Origin of the sequence: Deinococcus aquatilis DSM 23025, assembly GCF_000378445.1 — a bacterium.
In the GTDB taxonomy this organism is placed as follows: domain Bacteria; phylum Deinococcota; class Deinococci; order Deinococcales; family Deinococcaceae; genus Deinococcus; species Deinococcus aquatilis.
This window is the reverse complement of record NZ_KB899696.1, coordinates 14,131-29,663: the sequence shown is the minus strand read 5'-3', so window position 1 is coordinate 29,663 and position 15,533 is coordinate 14,131. Positions and strand designations below refer to the sequence as shown.

Annotated in this window: 15 protein-coding genes; 13 read left to right on the top strand and 2 right to left on the bottom strand. The window is 62.7% G+C overall.

The genetic code is table 11. The features are described from left to right. Positions 1-189: 189 nt before the first annotated feature. The 6 genes from F561_RS0101385 (at position 190) to F561_RS0101365 (ending at position 7,584) form a co-directional block, all read left to right on the top strand. Positions 190-2,550, top strand: a complete 2,361-nt coding sequence (locus F561_RS0101385; protein WP_019008141.1) for a 3-hydroxyacyl-CoA dehydrogenase/enoyl-CoA hydratase family protein — start codon at positions 190-192, stop codon at positions 2,548-2,550. Positions 2,551-2,629: 79 nt separating this feature from the next. Further along, positions 2,630-3,262 carry a dihydrofolate reductase family protein gene (locus F561_RS0101380; protein ID WP_019008140.1) on the top strand — a complete coding sequence of 211 codons (633 nt, stop codon included), beginning with the start codon at positions 2,630-2,632 and terminating at the stop codon, positions 3,260-3,262. Positions 3,263-3,311: 49 nt separating this feature from the next. Beyond that, positions 3,312-4,493, top strand: a complete 1,182-nt coding sequence (locus F561_RS0101375; RefSeq protein ID WP_019008139.1) for an alpha/beta hydrolase family protein — start codon at positions 3,312-3,314, stop codon at positions 4,491-4,493. Continuing rightward, positions 4,490-5,023 carry a hypothetical protein gene (locus F561_RS28540; RefSeq protein WP_157451464.1) on the top strand — a complete coding sequence of 178 codons (534 nt, stop codon included), beginning with the start codon at positions 4,490-4,492 and terminating at the stop codon, positions 5,021-5,023. The genes F561_RS0101375 and F561_RS28540 overlap by 4 nt, the downstream gene beginning before the upstream one ends. 32 nt (positions 5,024-5,055) lie before the next feature. Next, the gene (locus F561_RS0101370) at positions 5,056-6,255 is read left to right on the top strand and encodes a thiolase family protein (protein WP_026298510.1); all 1,200 of its coding nucleotides are present in this window, start codon (positions 5,056-5,058) and stop codon (positions 6,253-6,255) included. A gap of 108 nt (positions 6,256-6,363) precedes the next feature. Beyond that, entirely contained in the window at positions 6,364-7,584 is a 1,221-nt protein-coding gene (locus F561_RS0101365; RefSeq protein WP_019008137.1) for a 23S rRNA (cytosine(2499)-C(5))-methyltransferase, read from the top strand. Here the strand turns inward: F561_RS0101365 and F561_RS0101360 are convergent. Further along, positions 7,566-7,952: a hypothetical protein gene (locus F561_RS0101360; protein ID WP_019008136.1), complete on the bottom strand. Its 387-nt coding sequence runs from the start codon at positions 7,950-7,952 to the stop codon at positions 7,566-7,568. The two genes, F561_RS0101365 and F561_RS0101360, sit on opposite strands and share 19 nt — an antisense overlap. Before the next feature lie 58 nt (positions 7,953-8,010). On the opposite strand from F561_RS0101360, the gene F561_RS0101355 reads away from it, so the two are divergent. The 3 genes from F561_RS0101355 to F561_RS0101345 are packed head-to-tail and all read left to right on the top strand — an operon-like array spanning position 8,011 to position 9,400. Further along, positions 8,011-8,451, top strand: coding sequence for a DMT family transporter (locus tag F561_RS0101355; RefSeq protein WP_019008135.1), 441 nt, complete (start codon positions 8,011-8,013; stop codon positions 8,449-8,451). Further along, a complete protein-coding gene (locus F561_RS0101350; protein WP_019008134.1) occupies positions 8,448-8,906 on the top strand; it encodes a DMT family transporter in 459 nt (152 codons plus the stop codon). The genes F561_RS0101355 and F561_RS0101350 overlap by 4 nt, the downstream gene beginning before the upstream one ends. Next, positions 8,903-9,400, top strand: a complete 498-nt coding sequence (locus F561_RS0101345; protein ID WP_019008133.1) for a MarR family winged helix-turn-helix transcriptional regulator — start codon at positions 8,903-8,905, stop codon at positions 9,398-9,400. The genes F561_RS0101350 and F561_RS0101345 overlap by 4 nt, the downstream gene beginning before the upstream one ends. Positions 9,401-9,493: 93 nt before the next feature. Here the strand turns inward: F561_RS0101345 and F561_RS0101340 are convergent, their stop codons facing one another. After that, positions 9,494-9,916 carry a YybH family protein gene (locus tag F561_RS0101340; protein ID WP_019008132.1) on the bottom strand — a complete coding sequence of 141 codons (423 nt, stop codon included), beginning with the start codon at positions 9,914-9,916 and terminating at the stop codon, positions 9,494-9,496. Positions 9,917-10,054: 138 nt separating this feature from the next. On the opposite strand from F561_RS0101340, the gene glcF reads away from it, so the two are divergent. From glcF to cpdB, 4 genes are all read left to right on the top strand, one after another. After that, on the top strand, positions 10,055-11,332 hold the full coding sequence (glcF, locus tag F561_RS0101335) for a glycolate oxidase subunit GlcF (protein ID WP_019008131.1): 1,278 nt from the start codon (positions 10,055-10,057) through the stop codon (positions 11,330-11,332). Continuing rightward, positions 11,329-12,774 carry an FAD-binding oxidoreductase gene (locus F561_RS0101330; protein ID WP_019008130.1) on the top strand — a complete coding sequence of 482 codons (1,446 nt, stop codon included), beginning with the start codon at positions 11,329-11,331 and terminating at the stop codon, positions 12,772-12,774. Before glcF ends, F561_RS0101330 begins: the two co-directional genes overlap by 4 nt. Positions 12,775-12,855: 81 nt before the next feature. Beyond that, positions 12,856-13,527 (top strand): FAD-binding oxidoreductase, encoded by a 672-nt coding sequence (locus F561_RS0101325; protein ID WP_019008129.1) that lies wholly within the window; start codon positions 12,856-12,858, stop codon positions 13,525-13,527. A 63-nt stretch (positions 13,528-13,590) separates the two neighbouring features. Further along, positions 13,591-15,519 (top strand): 2',3'-cyclic-nucleotide 2'-phosphodiesterase, encoded by a 1,929-nt coding sequence (gene cpdB / locus F561_RS0101320; RefSeq protein ID WP_019008128.1) that lies wholly within the window; start codon positions 13,591-13,593, stop codon positions 15,517-15,519. Positions 15,520-15,533 lie beyond the last annotated feature (14 nt).

The following is a 15,533-nucleotide window of genomic DNA, read 5'->3' as shown; positions in this document are numbered from 1 at the left end:
GCCCCCTAAACTGTTCAGGCCCTTAGACTGCTCTTCCCCTACCCTCATCCGATAGACAAATGCCCCCGCCGCGCCCTAAACTTTGAACCGAGTTCAATAATCCAGCCGGGTTCAGACTGTTGGCCCATGTTGAGGGTCACAGTCATAGATCGCCTTGGTGGCCCGCCTTCTCTTTTTACCGGAGGACATATGCAGAAATTACCCGTGAACATTCGTCAGGCCGCCGTGATCGGTGCGGGCGTGATGGGTGCCGCCATCGCCGCGCAACTTGCCAACGCGGGCATTCCCGTGACGCTGCTGGATATCGTGTTGCCGGACAATCCTGACCGGAATTTCCTCGCCAAGCAGGGCATTGCGCGGGCGCTCAAGGCACGTCCGGCGGCGTTTATGGACGCTTCCCGCGCCGCGCTGATTACCCCCGGCAACCTCGAAGACGACCTGAAAAAACTCAAGGACGCCGACTGGATTCTGGAAGCCATCATCGAAAAGCTGGACGCCAAGCGTGACCTGTGGGCGCGGGTGGAAGGCGTCGCCAAGAAGACGGCGATCATTTCCAGCAACTCCAGCGGCATTCCCATGCACCTCCAGATCGAGGGCCGCTCCGAGGAGTTCCAGCGCCGCTTCGTGGGCGCACACTTCTTTAATCCGCCGCGCTACCTGCACCTGCTGGAAGTCATTCCCACCGCCAAAACCGACCCCGCCGTGTTGCAGGAATTCAGCGATTTTGGCGAGAGCGTGCTGGGCAAGGGCATCGTGATTGCCAACGACGTGCCCGGATTCGTGGCGAACCGGATCGGCGTTTACGGCATCGTGCGGGCCATGCAGCACATGGAAAAGACAGGTCTGACCCCCGATGAGGTGGACGTGCTGACCGGGCCTTCGCTGGGCCGCGCCAAGAGTGCCACCTTCCGCACCGCCGACCTGAGCGGGCTGGACATCATCTATCACGTCGCCAACGACCTCGGCAAAGCCACGCCCGCCGACGAAGATTTCACGCTGACCGACACCTTCCGCAAGCTGGTCGAAGAGAAAAAGTGGCTGGGCGACAAGACCGGCAGCGGTTTTTATAAGAAGACCAAGGATGAAAAGGGCAAGACCAAGATTCTGAGCCTGAATCTGGACACGCTGGAATACGAAGACCGGGGCAAAGTCAGTGTGGCCGCCGTGGAGGCCGTAAAAAATCAGCCGCTGGCCGCCCGCGTGAAGGCGCTGTATACCGCCGAGGGCAAGGAAGGCGACTTCCTGCGCGGCGTGATGAACGACGGATTCTGGTACGCCTCCAAGATGGCCGGAAACGTCAGTGACCGCCTGCAGGACATCGACAACGCCCTGAAATGGGGCTTCGGCTGGGAAGAAGGCCCCTTCGAGACGATGGATTCTCTGGGCGTGCAGACCGTGATCGCTAATCTGGAAGCCGAGGGTCGCACCCTGCCCCCGCTGCTGGCCGCCATGAAAGCCAGCGGGAAGGAGCGCTTTTACGGCACAGACGAGGTGGTCACGCCTGCGGGCGAGCCGACGCCCTACGCCGCGCCGTATTTCATCCTGACCGACCTGAAAAAAGACGCCACCAAGATCATCAAGAAGAAGGCCGGGGCCAGCCTCGTGGATCTGGGCGACGGCGTGCTGCTGGTGGAATGGCACGCCAAGATGAACGCACTGGGCGAAGACCAACTGCGGATGGTGCAGGAAGGCCATAAAGCCGTGCAGAGCATGGGCTACGCGGGCCTCGTGATCGGCAATCAGGGCGAGAACTTCAGCGCCGGGGCCAACCTGCCGCTGGTGCTGGCACAGGCTCAGGCCGAGGAGTGGGACGAACTCGACGACGCCATCAAGCAGTTTCAGCAGACCACGACCAGCCTGCGCTTCAGCCCGCATCCCGTGGTGGCCGCGCCCTTTGGCCTGACCCTCGGCGGCGGCGCAGAATTTACCCTGCACGCCGACCATGTGGTTGCCAGCGCCGAAACCTACATGGGCCTCGTGGAAGTGGGCGTGGGCCTGATTCCCGGCGGCGGCGGCACCAAAGAAATGCTGCTGCGTTTTACCGACCAGTTGCAGCCCAGCCAGCAGACCGGAGCCACCCTGCTGCCCGCCGTGCAGCGTGCCTTTGAGCTGATCGGCACGGCCAAGGTCAGCACCAGCGCCCTCGAAGCCCGCACTCTGGGCTTTTTGCGGCCTACCGACACGGTTGCCATGAACCGGGGCCACCTGCTGATGGAAGCCAAGCGCCATGTGCTGGCCCTCGCGCCCGGTTACATCCAGCCCACCCCCCGCACCGATATTCCCGTGATGGGCGACGCGGCCATCGGGGCCATCAAGAGCGCTCTGTACGGCATGACCGAGGGCCGCTATGCCAGCGCCTACGACGCTCAGGTTGCCACCCAACTGGCCCGCATCCTGTCAGGCGGCGTGGGCAACAACCGCACCGCCAAGGTGTCCGAGCAGCACCTGCTGGACTTGGAGCGCGACGCCTTCCTGACCTTGCTGGGCAAGAAAGGCACTCAGGACCGGATCGCGCACATGCTCAAAACGGGCAAGCCGCTGCGGAACTAGGGTGTAGGACGTGGGTTGTCGGGCGTAGGAAAAGCTTCAGTGATGGGCGGTAAGCAGTAGTTGCACGGAGGGGGAGTGAATGCGAACACTGATCGTCAGCAATCTGGTCACTCTGGACGGATATTACGAGGGCAAGGGCCGCAGCCTGGACGCCATTTTCGAGTATTTCCATCCTGAGTACCGGAATGATCAGCACTTCGACCACTACAACGCCGAGCGACTGCGGGCCGCCGATACGCTGATCCTGAGTGGCCGCCGGAACTTTCTGGACAATATGCGTTACTGGGAAAGTGTGGTGGACGACCCTGCCGCTACCCCCATCCGGCGTGAGTTGGCTGCCCTACAGCGCCGGATAGATAAGGTCGTGGTGTCCGATCAGCTCACCCCGCAGGAATTGGCCCCGTGGGACGCCAACACCCGGATCGTGAGCGTGGCCGACGCCGCTCGGGAAATGGCTGCTCTCAAGGCGCAAGATGGGCGGGAGATTTTCATGTTCGCGGGCCGGGTGCTGTGGAATCACCTGCTGGCACACGGCCTCGTAGATCAACTGCACCTCACCACTTTTCCGGTGCTGGCAGGCGAGGGAACGCCGCTGTTCGTGGGCCGACCGCCCGTATCGTTCAAGCTTTTGCAGACGCGCACTTGGCAGGGTTCGGGCAATGTACTGGCCTGTTACGCGGTCAGTCAGGTCAGCGGCACGGAAGAATCATGAGTTCGGCACTCTGGGCCGGGGAGGTGAAAAAAGGATGGCAATCAGGCAGATGAATCGGGTCAGGTTGGCTCAATTGGGCCAGCTTCGCAAGCGGCGCGTGTTGGGCTGGGCGGCGGCGGCCTATGCCCTCGCTCTCGGCCTCGGCATGTTGGCGGGCGCGGAGATTACCCTGCGTTCCAAAACTCGGCGGGTGAAGGGCGTGTTTGTTCCGGTGGGGCGGCGGGGCAACGACATCTGGCTGCCTGCCCTGCCCGAAACCCTATCGCGTGGCGTGATCGGGGTGGTGCCGCTGAAGCCCAACAAGGGTCATGCGCTGCTGGGGCCGCCCCGGATGGCCGGAACTCTGGTGCGGCGCGGCGTGCAGGACGAAAGCGGGGTGCTGCCGCATGGAGCGCTGGCGTGGGCCTCCACGTTCGTCTACAACGGTACGCCTGCTCAGTTGGGCGTGGACTACACCGACACCACCGTGTCTACGCCCGTGGGGGAGATGCCCGCGTGGCACATCCCGCCCACCGGGAAAGGCGAGTCCGACACCCTGATCGTCGTGATTCACGGACACGGTGGCCAGCGTTCTCAGGCGCTCAGGATGCTTCCGGCGTTGCGGCGCACGGGCGCGGGTTCGCTGTTTGTCACCTTCCGCAATGCCTTTGGTGCGCCGAAGGTGGGCCGGGGCTATCACTCCTTGGGCGACACTGAGGCCGAAGACGTGCTGGCCGCGCTGGAATGGGCCAAAGCCAACGGCTACCGCCGCGCCGTGCTGTACGGCTTTTCTATGGGCGGCAACGTGGCCCTGAGTGTGCTGCGCCAGAAGTTTCACCCCCTGCCCGTTCCCGTGCTGGGCGTGATGCTGGACTGTCCGGCCCTCGACTGGCGCGATACGATCCGCTGGCAGGGGCAACGCTTTGGCCTGCCGCCCTTCATGGCCCGCCAGACCGCCCGTTTGGTGCAGCGCCTCGTCACCCGCCGCAGTGGGCAGGACTTCGACGCTGTGGATCAGATTCAGGCCGCTTCCAGTTTCAACGTGCCGATTTTGCTGTTCCACGGCACGCGTGACCGTACCATTCCTATTGCTCAGGCCGATGCGTTGGCCGCCGCCCGCCCCGACATCGTGGAATACCACCGCGTAGAAGGCGGCAAACATATTCGGGTCTGGAACATAGACCCGGACAAGTACGACGCAGCGGTTGAGGGCTTTGTGGAGAGGGTGTTGGGAGAAAAAAATACTTTATGACGTCTCCCGAAGATTTGGTTTTCGAAAGAGTCGCAACCTTAAGGACTCGTCTCCAAGAAGTTGAGCTTGCTAAGCATCTAATCTCTTTAGGAATTGATTCCTATTCATATAAGGACACAAGTTTTTATATGCCGAAGAGTGCCCTTGTGTCCGCGCAAATATCGTTCTGTGTTGGCTCAGATGGTAGGGATTGGATGGGATATAGCAAGTGGTTGATTTGGAGTATAACATTCGAAGTTTTAAAGATGACCGACGAACTCAATCATATTAAGCAGCCACACATAAGGTCAAAAATTGTGATTAGCGGTAGAAAAGCACCATTCAATTCGAAAGGTGTCAGGGAAGAGGAAAGTGAATCTTACCTACTGTGCCGTTTGCCTAGATTCTACTTTAATGGAAAAAACGGCGTCGAGGAGTTTCTACCATCGATAAATGTGCTTATCAGTAAGACTTTAGATGATTTGATGGGTGTCCATAGTTTAGATAGCTTTCTTGGTATCTATGCCAGAGCTTTCGCGTCCAAGTCGTGATGTTATCAACAACATTTAAAAGGAGAATCACCATGAGAGATGCAGTTATCGTTTCAGCCGTTCGTACCCCTGTAGGCCGGGGCGTCAAAGGCACGCTCGCCAACACTCGCCCCGATGATCTGGCTGCTCTTGTGCTGAATGAAGCCGTGCGGCGGGCAGGCGTAGACGTTTCCCTTGTAGAAGACGTGTATTTTGGCTGCGCCATTCCCGAAGCCGAACAGGGCCTGAACGTGGCGCGAATGGCCGCGCTGCGGGCCGGAATGCCCGATACGGTGGGCGGCGTGACCGTGAACCGCTTTTGCTCCAGCGGGCTGCAAACCATCGCTATGGCGGCGGCGGCCATCCAGTCCGGGCAGGCCGAAGTGATGCTGGCGGGTGGCGTGGAAAGCATGAGCATGGTGCCCATGAGCGGCCACAACCCCAGCCCGAACCCTGAACTGGTCGACGTGCGCCCCGGCGCGTACATCGGCATGGGCCTGACCGCCGAAAACGTGGCCGCCAAATACGGCGTATCGCGTGAAGATCAGGACGCCTTTGCCTTCCGCAGCCACCAGCGGGCCGCCGCCGCGCAGGATGCGGGCAAGTTCGACGCCGAAATCATCGCCGTGCCCGTGCGCGTGGATAAGGTGAAGGGCACCAAAATTACGTCCACGACCATCAACTTCGACAAAGACGAACTGATCCGCCGTGACGCCAACCTCGCGGATATGGCGAAAGTGCGCCCCGCCTTCAAGATGGGCGGCAGCGTCAGTGCGGCCAATTCCAGCCCCTTTTCAGACGGCGCGGCAGCCGTGCTGATCATGAGCAGCGAGAAGGCGCAGGAACTGGGTATCAAGCCGCTGGCAAAATTCCTCGGCTTTGCGGTGGCGGGCGTGGAACCCGAGCTGATGGGCATTGGCCCCGTGAAAGCCGTGCCCAAAGTGCTGGCCCAGACGGGTCTGACCTTGGCCGACATTGACCTGATCGAACTGAACGAAGCGTTTGCGGCCCAGAGCCTTGCGGTGGCCCGTGAACTGGGGCTGAATCAGGACATCATGAACGTAAACGGCGGCGCGATTGCGCTGGGGCATCCGCTGGGTTGCTCGGGGGCCAAACTCGCCACCAGCGCCATCTACGAACTTCAGCGGCGCGGCGGCGGCAAAGCCCTGATCACCATGTGCATCGGCGGCGGCATGGGCGCAGCGGGAATTATCGAGGTCTACCCGGCAGACGTGGCGCAAGCGGCTGACTGAGAAAGAATTTGAACATGGGCGGACGGCCAGAGTGAGGGCCGCCGCCCATTCTTCTCTGCCGTTTCTTCCGTGCCGTTGTTGTCCTACTGCTTGCGCTACCCTCTAGGGATGTCTTCCCCCGAATCTGCCCCCACTCCGCCGCGCCTGCGCCTCCGTATTACAGCGGCGGCAGAAGGCTACGTGCGGGCGGGCCATCCGTGGGTCTACGAATCCAGCGTGCGTGAGCAAAACCGCGATGGGGCCGCCGGAGAACTGGCCGTCATCTATGACCGCCGTGACCGCTTTCTCGCCATCGGGCTGTTCGATCCACAGTCGCCGCTGCGGGTGCGCGTGCTGCACGCGGGTTCTCCGGTCACGCTGAACGATGCTTGGTGGGCCGCCCATCTGGATAAGGCGCTGAATCTCCGCACGCCGCTGTTCGGCCCCGATACCGACGGCTACCGCCTGATCAACGGTGAATCCGATGGCTGGCCGGGGCTGGTGCTGGACCGTTACGGCTCAGTGCTGGTGCTTAAGCTGTACACGGCGGCGTGGTTTCCCCATCTGGCGCGGGTGCTGGACTTGCTGGCCGAGCGTTTCCCCGATTTTGCCGTGGTGCTGCGCCTCAGCCGCAATATTCAGGACCGGGCACGGGTGGCGGGACTGGCCGATGGACAACTCATGCAGGGCGACCTGCCCCAATCCACCGTCGTCTTTTCTGAAACGGGCATCCTGTTCGAGGCCGATGTGGTGCGCGGCCAGAAAACCGGGTTTTTTCTCGATCAGCGCGAGAACCGCCGCCGGGTCGAAGCGCTGGCGAGGGGACGGCGCGTGCTGAATGCCTTCTCGTTTTCGGGTGGATTCAGCCTGTACGCGGCGCGGGGCGGGGCCACCGATGTGGTCAGCCTCGACCTCAGCGCCCACGCACTTGCCAGTGCCAAAAGCAACTTTGCCATGAATGCGGGCAATCCGCGCATGGAAGGGGCCACCCACGAAACCATTCAGGCCGATGTGTTCGACTGGCTGGCCGATACAGACCGCACCTTCGACCTGATCATTCTTGACCCGCCCAGCCTTGCCCGCCGCGAAACCGAGCGGGAAGGGGCCATCCGCGCTTACGGCAAGCTGGCCGCCGACGCCATCCGCCACCTGTCGCCGGGGGGCATTCTGGTCAGTGCCTCGTGCAGCGCCCACGTCAGCGCCGACGAATTCTGGGACGCTGTGCGCCGGGCCGCCGATGAAAGTGGCCGGGGCTGGCGCGAGCAGCGCACCACCCGCCACGCCCCCGACCACCACGCCTCCTTTGCAGAGGCCGAGTATCTGAAGGCGATTTATCTGGAAGTGAACTGAGGGGAGAGAGTGCGGAACTTGGCGGCCTGCCAGGTGAGCTTAAATGCCTTGCGCTGTTGTGCAGGTTCCCACCCCTGTGCCTGTGCAAAAGCAATCGCCTGTGCCACAAATGCGGGTGTGATCGCGGGCATAGAGAGGAGCTGCTTGGCGTCAGTGAGCAGCCAGGGGTCTCGATATTCCGGCAGTTGGATGAGTAGGGGGGATGCCGGGTACTGTTCGTGAATCGCGGTGACCGTCGTGACTGCATTGGCGTCGCCTCTTATCCATCCTTGAATGAAATGCGAGAAGCGCCAGCGGTAGCGCCCACCCGCATGGACAAGAGGGCGATATCCTGCCATCTTTTTTGGCAAGGCCATGTTGCTGATCATAGCCACTCAAATGTCCCAAACTACTTCACCGGTTTAATTTTAACTGGTACACTACCTTATGAATCTGCGCCTCCTCTATGCCGTGGCGGTGGGCCTGCTGCTGCCTGTACAGTTCGCGCTTAACAGTGCCCTGACGCCATACACGCATTCCCCAGTGGCAACGGCTGCCGTGTCGTACAGCGTGGGCGCACTCTTTCTGACAGTGGGCCTGCTGATCGCGGGGCGGGGCCGCCTGTCATTTGCCCCTCTGCGCGGCGCTCCGGTCTGGAGCTTTCTGGGCGGTCTGGTGGGAAGCGCCTACGTGGTGTCCAGCGTGGTGTTGACCCGTTCATTGGGCGCGGCGCTGGCGGTGTCGTTGGTCATCGCGGCACAGGTGATCGCCAGCCTTGCCTTCGATCATTTTGGTGTGCTGGGGCTGCCTAGACGCCCGTTCAACAGGCAGCGGGCCGCCGTCCTCGTTCTCGTGCTGGCCGGACTCGGCCTTCAGGTTCTCCGGTGATCGTTCCTCTGATCGGTGCAATCAGCGCGGGCCTGGGCCTCTCGCTGGGGTTGGTGCTGAATGTGCGCCTGGCGGGCCACAGCGGTCAGCCGGTGCTTGCCAGTCTGATCAACTTCCTGGTGGGCATGACCGTCACGCTGGCGCTGGCGTTGCTGGGCGTGCTGGGGCAGGCCAGCTTTCCAGTCGGGGCCGAGGCGTGGATGTGGTTGGGCGGCGCAGTTGGAGCCGGATACGTGGTGCTCACGCTCTTTACGGCGCGGCTGTTGGGCGTGGCGGCCAGTACCGCAGGTGTCACGCTGGGCCAGATTCTGGGGGCGCGAATAATCGACGCCTTTGGACTGCTGGGCCAGCCCGTGCGCCCGGTCAGCCTGACCGCGATTCTGGGGGCGGCCCTGTTGGTGGCGGCGGTGTTGATCCTGGCCCGCGAGCGCGAAACCAGCCCGGTGAAGCCATGAAAACCCCCGACCTTCTGGCCCTTATAGAGCATGATTGGCGTCAGGCCCGGCCCGATCTCGACCCCACGCCCATGCTGACCGTTATTGCTATTCAGCGCACAGGTGTCCTGCTGGGCGAAGAATTGGAGGCCTTTTTTGCCGGACATGGCCTCACGCCGTCCAGTTTCGATGTGCTGGCGACCCTGCGCCGTTCTGCGCCGCCAGAGGGCCTGCCACTCTCGCAACTGGGCGCACTGATGGCGATTACGCCGCCCGCCGTCACCAAGCGGATAGACGCGCTGGAAGGGCGTGGGCTGGTCAGCCGTCAGGCCCATCCCACAGATCGCCGCGCCTCTTTGGTCGTTCTTACTGCCGAGGGGCTGGCCTTGGTCAATCAGGTCTTGCCGCTGCACCTCGCCAACGAACGCCGCCTGCTGGCAAATCTGACTGAGCCAGAGCGTGGGCAACTGCGGGCTTTGCTGGGCAAGTTGGATTTGCCCTTAAGTCCGTCGTAGCAACCCCACTTCGCCTGATGCCACATGGCGGATAGAGTCAAGCTTCATTGCCACGCCGACGGACTTTGCTAAATCGGCCCCCTCCGGCAGCACTCAACGCTGAAGAATCACCTTGGAAGTCGTCAGGTCTGCCGGGGCCGACGAGTGCTCGTGGATAATTTTCCAGCCCCCGTTCTTGGGTTGGCACACCAGGGTCAGTCGGTTTTGCATGGAGCGCAACTTGACACCCTCTGCCGATAGCCCGCTGTAGGTCACGGTGGCGTGGATCAGGGCCAACTGATCGGTCAGTACGGTCTGAACGTCCTGCATTTCTACCCGCACGCGCTCATTGCCCAGCGACCCGAACCAGCCCGTGACCATGCCGCGCCAGGCCTCCACACCCTGATAAGTCCACTCGCCCCACATGTCAAACACGGAAACCTGATCGTCGTAGAGGTCCACGAAGGCCTCCACGTCTTTGGCATAGACGGCGGCGATATAGGCGTCAAGTACCTGCTGGGGGTCAAGTTGTGCCATACGTCCAACCTTAACCCGATTGGCCTGGTTTTGCTGCCACCCCTGCCCTCTGCGCCCACACAGTCAGACAAGTTCGCCTCACTCCCAATTGTCCCGCGCCCACACGCCTATCTTGTGGGGTATGAGGGCAAGGTACCCGTGAACAACGACATTCTGACCCACCACCCGGACGGACAGGGCGAAGTGATGGCGCACGCCGTAGATGCCTGCGTCCACTGCGGCTTTTGCCTGCCCGCCTGCCCCACCTATGCCCTGCTGGGCGATGAAATGGACAGCCCACGCGGGCGCATCGTGCTGATGAAAGAGGTGCTGGAAGGAGCGCTCCCGCTCTACGACGCCGCGCCGCACCTAGACCGTTGCCTTGGCTGTCAGGCCTGCGTCACGGCCTGCCCCAGCGGCGTGCCCTACGGCGAACTCATCACCAGTTTTCGCGGCTGGAGCGAACCTCAGCGCCAGCGGAGTCCCCTGGACCGGGCCAAGCGTGCGGCCATCCTCAAGATTTTGCCTGCGCCCAGGGTCTTCAGTCTGGCGGCGCGGGTGGGTCAGTTTGCCAAGCCGCTGGCCCCGCTGCTGCCCAATGCCCTGCGTTCGCCGCTGGATCTCTTGCCCGAACACGTGCCCGCCATGCAGCCCAGCGCGGCCTTCACGCCTGCACGCGGCCAACGCCGGGGCCGGGTGGCATTCCTCGTGGGGTGCGCCCAGCAGGCCCTGACCCCCAATTTCAATGCGGCCACCCTGCGCGTGTTGGCCCGCAACGGCATAGAAGTGGTCATCCCCGAAGGGCAGGGTTGTTGCGGCGCGGCGGCCCTGCACACGGGCGCACGGGACGAAGCACTGAAACTGGTGCGGGCCAATCTCGCGGCCTTCAATCCCGATGATTTTGATGCCATCCTGAGCAACGCGGCGGGCTGCGGCGCGGGTCTGAAGGAATATCCGGCCATCCTGCACGGCCTTCCCGACGAGGCACAGGCGCGGGCTTTTGCGGCCAAGGTGCAGGACATCAGCGAATACCTCGGGGGGTTGCTGGAGGACGGAGAACTCGAACCCGTGCTGCCCGCCTCGCGCCCGCTGACGGTGGCCTACCACGACGCCTGCCACCTCGCCCACGCGCAGGGCGTCCGGTCTGCGCCGCGTGCGCTGCTGCGGGCCATTCCCGGCGTCACGGTGTTGGAGGTGCCGGAAGGCGACCTGTGCTGCGGCAGCGCCGGAACCTACAACCTGGAGCAGCCGGAACTTGCCACCCAGCTCGGCATTCGCAAGGCCAAAAACATCCTTTCGACCCAGCCCGACCTGATCGCCAGCGGCAACATCGGCTGCCACACCCAGATTCAGAGCCACGCCCGCAGGCAGGGCAGCCCGGTTCCGGTGATGCACACCATCGAAGTGCTGGATCTGGCGTACCGGGGGGAGCTGTGACCTCTGGAAAAGTGGCCCAGCCCGAAAAACAGGCGCTGACTCCAGCGGTGGGGACTGGTTTACCCAGATCCAAGGGAGGCTCGTTGCATCCATTGGCTGCCACCCTGACCCGCACTCTCGGCCCGCGCAAGGTGCTGTCCAATCTCTCCGAGCGCCTGAATTACCGGTACGACGCCATCGCCTTCGGAGCCACGCCGCTGGCAGTGGTGTTGCCTGAAAGTACGGCGGATGTGGTGGCGGCAGTCAAGGCGGCGCGGGCGGCGGGCGTGCCCATTGTCGGGCGGGGGGCAGCCTCCGGCCTGTCGGGCGGCGCGGCCCCCACGGAACCGGGATTGGTCATCTCGTTTACCCGCATGACCCGGCTGGAGATCGATGCGGCGCGGCGTGAAGCGCGGGCACAGCCGGGAGTCATTACGCTGGCGGTCACGGAGGCGGCCAGGCCACACGGCCTGATCTATCCGCCCGATCCGGCCAGTTTCCGCACCTCCACCATCGGCGGCAATCTGGGAGAAAACGCGGGGGGGCCGCTGTGCTTCAAGTACGGCGTGACCGGGGATTACGTGCAGGGCCTGGAATTTGTGGATGCAGAGGGCGATGTGCATACCCTCACCCGCGACACTTACGATCTGGCGGGCCTGTTGATCGGCTCCGAGGGCACGCTGGGCCTGATCACCGAAGCCACGCTGCGCCTCACCGTGCCGCCCAGATTTACCCGAACGCTGATGGCCCACTTTGCCGAAGTGGGGGCCTGCGCCGAAGCCGTGAGCGCGGCCATTGCCGCCGGAGCCGTACCCAGCAAACTGGAATTTATGGACCGCGCCTGCACCAATGCCATCGAAGATTATCTGCATCTGGGCCTGCCCAGAGAGGCCGAAGCCCTGCTGCTGGTCGATACCGACGGCGATGATCTGGAGACCGTGGAAGAAGAACGGGCGCTGGTGGAAGCCGCCTGCCGGAACGCCGGGGGCACCGTGCGCCGCGCCGAAAGCGACGCAGAGGCCGCCCAGCTCTGGCAGGCCCGCCGCAGCGTATCGCCCGCGCTGGGCCGCATTCGCCCGCAGCGCATGAACGAAGACATCGTGGTGCCCCGCAGCGTCCTGCCCGAGGTGGTGCGCGAAATCCGGGCGCTGGGCGACGCCTCGGGCCTGCATCTGGTGCAGTTTGGGCACATCGGAGACGGCAACCTGCACCCCAACATCCTGTTCGATCCGCGTACCGAATCCCTGGAAGCGGTGCATGAGCTGGCCCATGAGGTGGCCCGAGTCGCCATCCGGCATGGCGGCGTTCTCAGCGGTGAGCACGGCATCGGCTCCATGAAACTGGCCTTTATGCGCGAGGCCGTGGACGCCGAAACCCTGGCCGCCCTCTGGCGGGTCAAACACGCCCTTGATCCGCAGGGGGCACTGAATCCCGGCAAGGTTCTGCCACCGGAGTTGGCGTGAACGCATCGTCCAAAGAAAAGGCAGGCTCGGAATCCCGCGTTTTTCCCACTTCCCATTTCCCACTTCCGCCAAAGGCCCCCCATGCCCATTCTTGAGCTTTCTCCCGGCGATCAGACCGTTACCGTCAGCGGCGATACGCCCTTGCTGGACGTCTACGCGGCCCTGCCTGCTGGCCTGTATCCGCCCTTTCCGCCCGTAGAATTGCCCGGTGGAGTGGGCGGGTTGGTCAGTCGCGGCGGCTTTGGGCAGAATTTCTTTTTTGCCGCCGAAATCCTGGGTCTGACTTTCATTTCTCCGAGTGGGCGGCGCATCGTGGCAGGTGGGCGCACCGTCAAAAATGTGCAGGGGTACGACCTGACCCGGCCTTTTGTGGGCAGCTTCGGGGCGCTGGGCACGGCAGAAACGGTCACGCTCAGACTGCGCCCCGGCCTGAGCATGCGCCATGTGGCCTCCCCCGGCACGCTGGAAACACTGCCCGGTGCGGCCCGTTTCGTGTGGCAAGACGGCCCCAGCATTCATCAGATGCATTTTGGCCCTGCCCGTGAAGTAGACCGCGCCCTGTCCGGGGTGTTCGGCGGCACAGAAGTGACCGGATCAGTAGACCTCCGCCACTTTTTTCCAGAGGGCGTAGGCGTCGGCACAGGCGGCCACCTCCGCGACCTGCGGATGAATCGCCTGGGCCAGAGCTGGATCAATGGGGGAGAGGTGCCGCCCGTTCCGGCGCTGTTTGCACGGCTGGCCGCCAACTTGTAGGCTCGTCCTTAACTGTGCAACCTGTCTAGCATTCCCCCAAATGGGGGCTGTATCCTGCAGGCCATGAAGAAATTCAGCACACTTACGGCCCCGCTCCTTCTGGGTGCGGCGCTGTTTACGGCGGCAGGCGCACAGACTGTGGATCTGCGTATCCTCGAAACGACCGACCTGCATACCAACGCGCTGGGATACGACTATTACCAGGACAAGCCCACCGGGGAATTTGGCTTTGAATACACGGCGACCCTGATTCAGAACGCCCGCAACGAGAAGCGCAATACGCTGCTCTACGACAACGGCGACCTGATTCAGGGCAATCCGCTGGGCGATTACGTCGCCAAGATCAAGCCCCTGACAGACGGCCAACTGCACCCCATGCATGCAGCGATGGGCGTCCTGAAATACGACGCGGGCAACCTCGGCAACCACGAATTCAATTACGGATTGCCCTTTTTGCAGGGCGTGCTGAAGGCTGCGCCCATGCCCTACGTGAATGCCAACGCGTATGCCACCGATGGAGACAGCAACCCCGACAACGACCCCAACGCCTTTACGCCCTACCTGATTCAGCGCAAGCTGGTCTACGACACCACGGGCCGCCCGTATTACCTCAACGTGGGAATCATCGGGTTGCTGCCGCCCCAGATTACGCAGTGGGATAAGGCCAACCTGGACGGCAAGATCACGACCCGCGACATCGTGGAAACGGCCCGTAAGTTTGTGCCGCAAATGAAGGCGGCGGGAGCCGACATCGTGGTCGCCATCGCGCACTCGGGTATTGCTGCCGACTACCAGCCCGGACAGGAAAACGTCGCCACCGAACTCACCAAAGTGGCGGGCATCGACGTGGTGCTGTCGGGCCACAGCCATCAGGAATTTCCCGGCCCGGTGTACAAGAGCATTCCCGGTGCCGACATCACCAAGGGCACCATCAACGGCAAACCTGTGGTCATGGCCGGATTCTGGGGCAACGACCTGGGCATCGTAGATCTGAAGCTGAATTTTGACCGTAAGGCCCAGAAGTGGACGATTCAGGACGGCGTGGGCAGCATTCGTCCCATCTGGGATAAGACCGCCAAAGCCAGCATCGTGAAGCCCGACCCCCGCATCGCCGCCGCAGTGAAGGCCGCCCACGAGGGCACGCTGGCCTACGTGCGTGGCAAGGTGGCCGACCTGACTGCGCCCATCACGTCCTACTGGGCACTGACCCAGGACGATGCCAGCGTGCAGTTGGTCAGCAACGCGCAGATCGCCTACGTGAAAGCCGCTCTGGCGGGCGGCCAGTACGCCAGCCTGCCCGTGCTCAGCGCCGCTGCACCCTTCAAGGCGGGTGGACGCAGCGGCCCCAGCTACTACACCGATATTCCCGCCGGAACCCTGGCGATCAAGAACGTGGCCGATTTGTACGTCTATCCCAACACCGTGCAGGCCGTGCTGGTGACGGGGGCGCAGGTGCAGGAATGGTTGGAACGCGCCGCTGGGCAGTTCAAGCAGATCGACCCGACCAAGACTGAACCCCAGGCATTGGTCGATGAGTCGTTCCCCACCTACAACTTCGACATCATCGATGGCGTGACCTACGAAATCGACGTGTCTCAGCCTGCCCGCTACGATACGGCTGGAAAACTTGCTAAGGCAGATGCCCACCGCATCAAGAATCTGCAATTTGGCGGCAAGGCCATCGACCCGGCTGCCCAGTTTGTCGTGGCGACCAACAATTACCGTGCCTCAGGGGGCGGCTCTTTCCCCGGCCTAGACGGCAAAAACATCATCCTTCAGGCCCCGGATGAAACCCGTCAGGCGTTGATCGGCTACTTTACGCAGCAACAAACTGTGAACCCCACCGCTGACGGCAACTGGAAACTGACGCCCATCCCCGGCGCGACGTTGCTGTATGCCACCAGCCCGAACGCCAGCAAGGCGCTCCCCGCAGGCGCGACGTTGCTGCGTACCCGTGAAGACGGATTTGCGGAATACACCATCAAGTTCTGAACTGCAACAGATAA

Excerpts from the sequence above, each read along its gene's own strand:
- F561_RS0101385 (WP_019008141.1), top strand. The coding sequence starts at position 190 with ATGCAGAAATTACCCGTGAACATTCGTCAGGCCGCCGTGATCGGTGCG.
- F561_RS0101380 (WP_019008140.1), top strand. The coding sequence starts at position 2,630 with ATGCGAACACTGATCGTCAGCAATCTGGTCACTCTGGACGGATATTAC.
- F561_RS0101375 (WP_019008139.1), top strand. The coding sequence starts at position 3,312 with ATGAATCGGGTCAGGTTGGCTCAATTGGGCCAGCTTCGCAAGCGGCGC.
- F561_RS28540 (WP_157451464.1), top strand. The coding sequence starts at position 4,490 with ATGACGTCTCCCGAAGATTTGGTTTTCGAAAGAGTCGCAACCTTAAGG.
- F561_RS0101370 (WP_026298510.1), top strand. The coding sequence starts at position 5,056 with ATGAGAGATGCAGTTATCGTTTCAGCCGTTCGTACCCCTGTAGGCCGG.
- F561_RS0101365 (WP_019008137.1), top strand. The coding sequence starts at position 6,364 with ATGTCTTCCCCCGAATCTGCCCCCACTCCGCCGCGCCTGCGCCTCCGT.
- F561_RS0101360 (WP_019008136.1), bottom strand. The coding sequence starts at position 7,952 with ATGATCAGCAACATGGCCTTGCCAAAAAAGATGGCAGGATATCGCCCT.
- F561_RS0101355 (WP_019008135.1), top strand. The coding sequence starts at position 8,011 with ATGAATCTGCGCCTCCTCTATGCCGTGGCGGTGGGCCTGCTGCTGCCT.
- F561_RS0101345 (WP_019008133.1), top strand. The coding sequence starts at position 8,903 with ATGAAAACCCCCGACCTTCTGGCCCTTATAGAGCATGATTGGCGTCAG.
- F561_RS0101340 (WP_019008132.1), bottom strand. The coding sequence starts at position 9,916 with ATGGCACAACTTGACCCCCAGCAGGTACTTGACGCCTATATCGCCGCC.
- F561_RS0101325 (WP_019008129.1), top strand. The coding sequence starts at position 12,856 with ATGCCCATTCTTGAGCTTTCTCCCGGCGATCAGACCGTTACCGTCAGC.
- cpdB (WP_019008128.1), top strand. The coding sequence starts at position 13,591 with ATGAAGAAATTCAGCACACTTACGGCCCCGCTCCTTCTGGGTGCGGCG.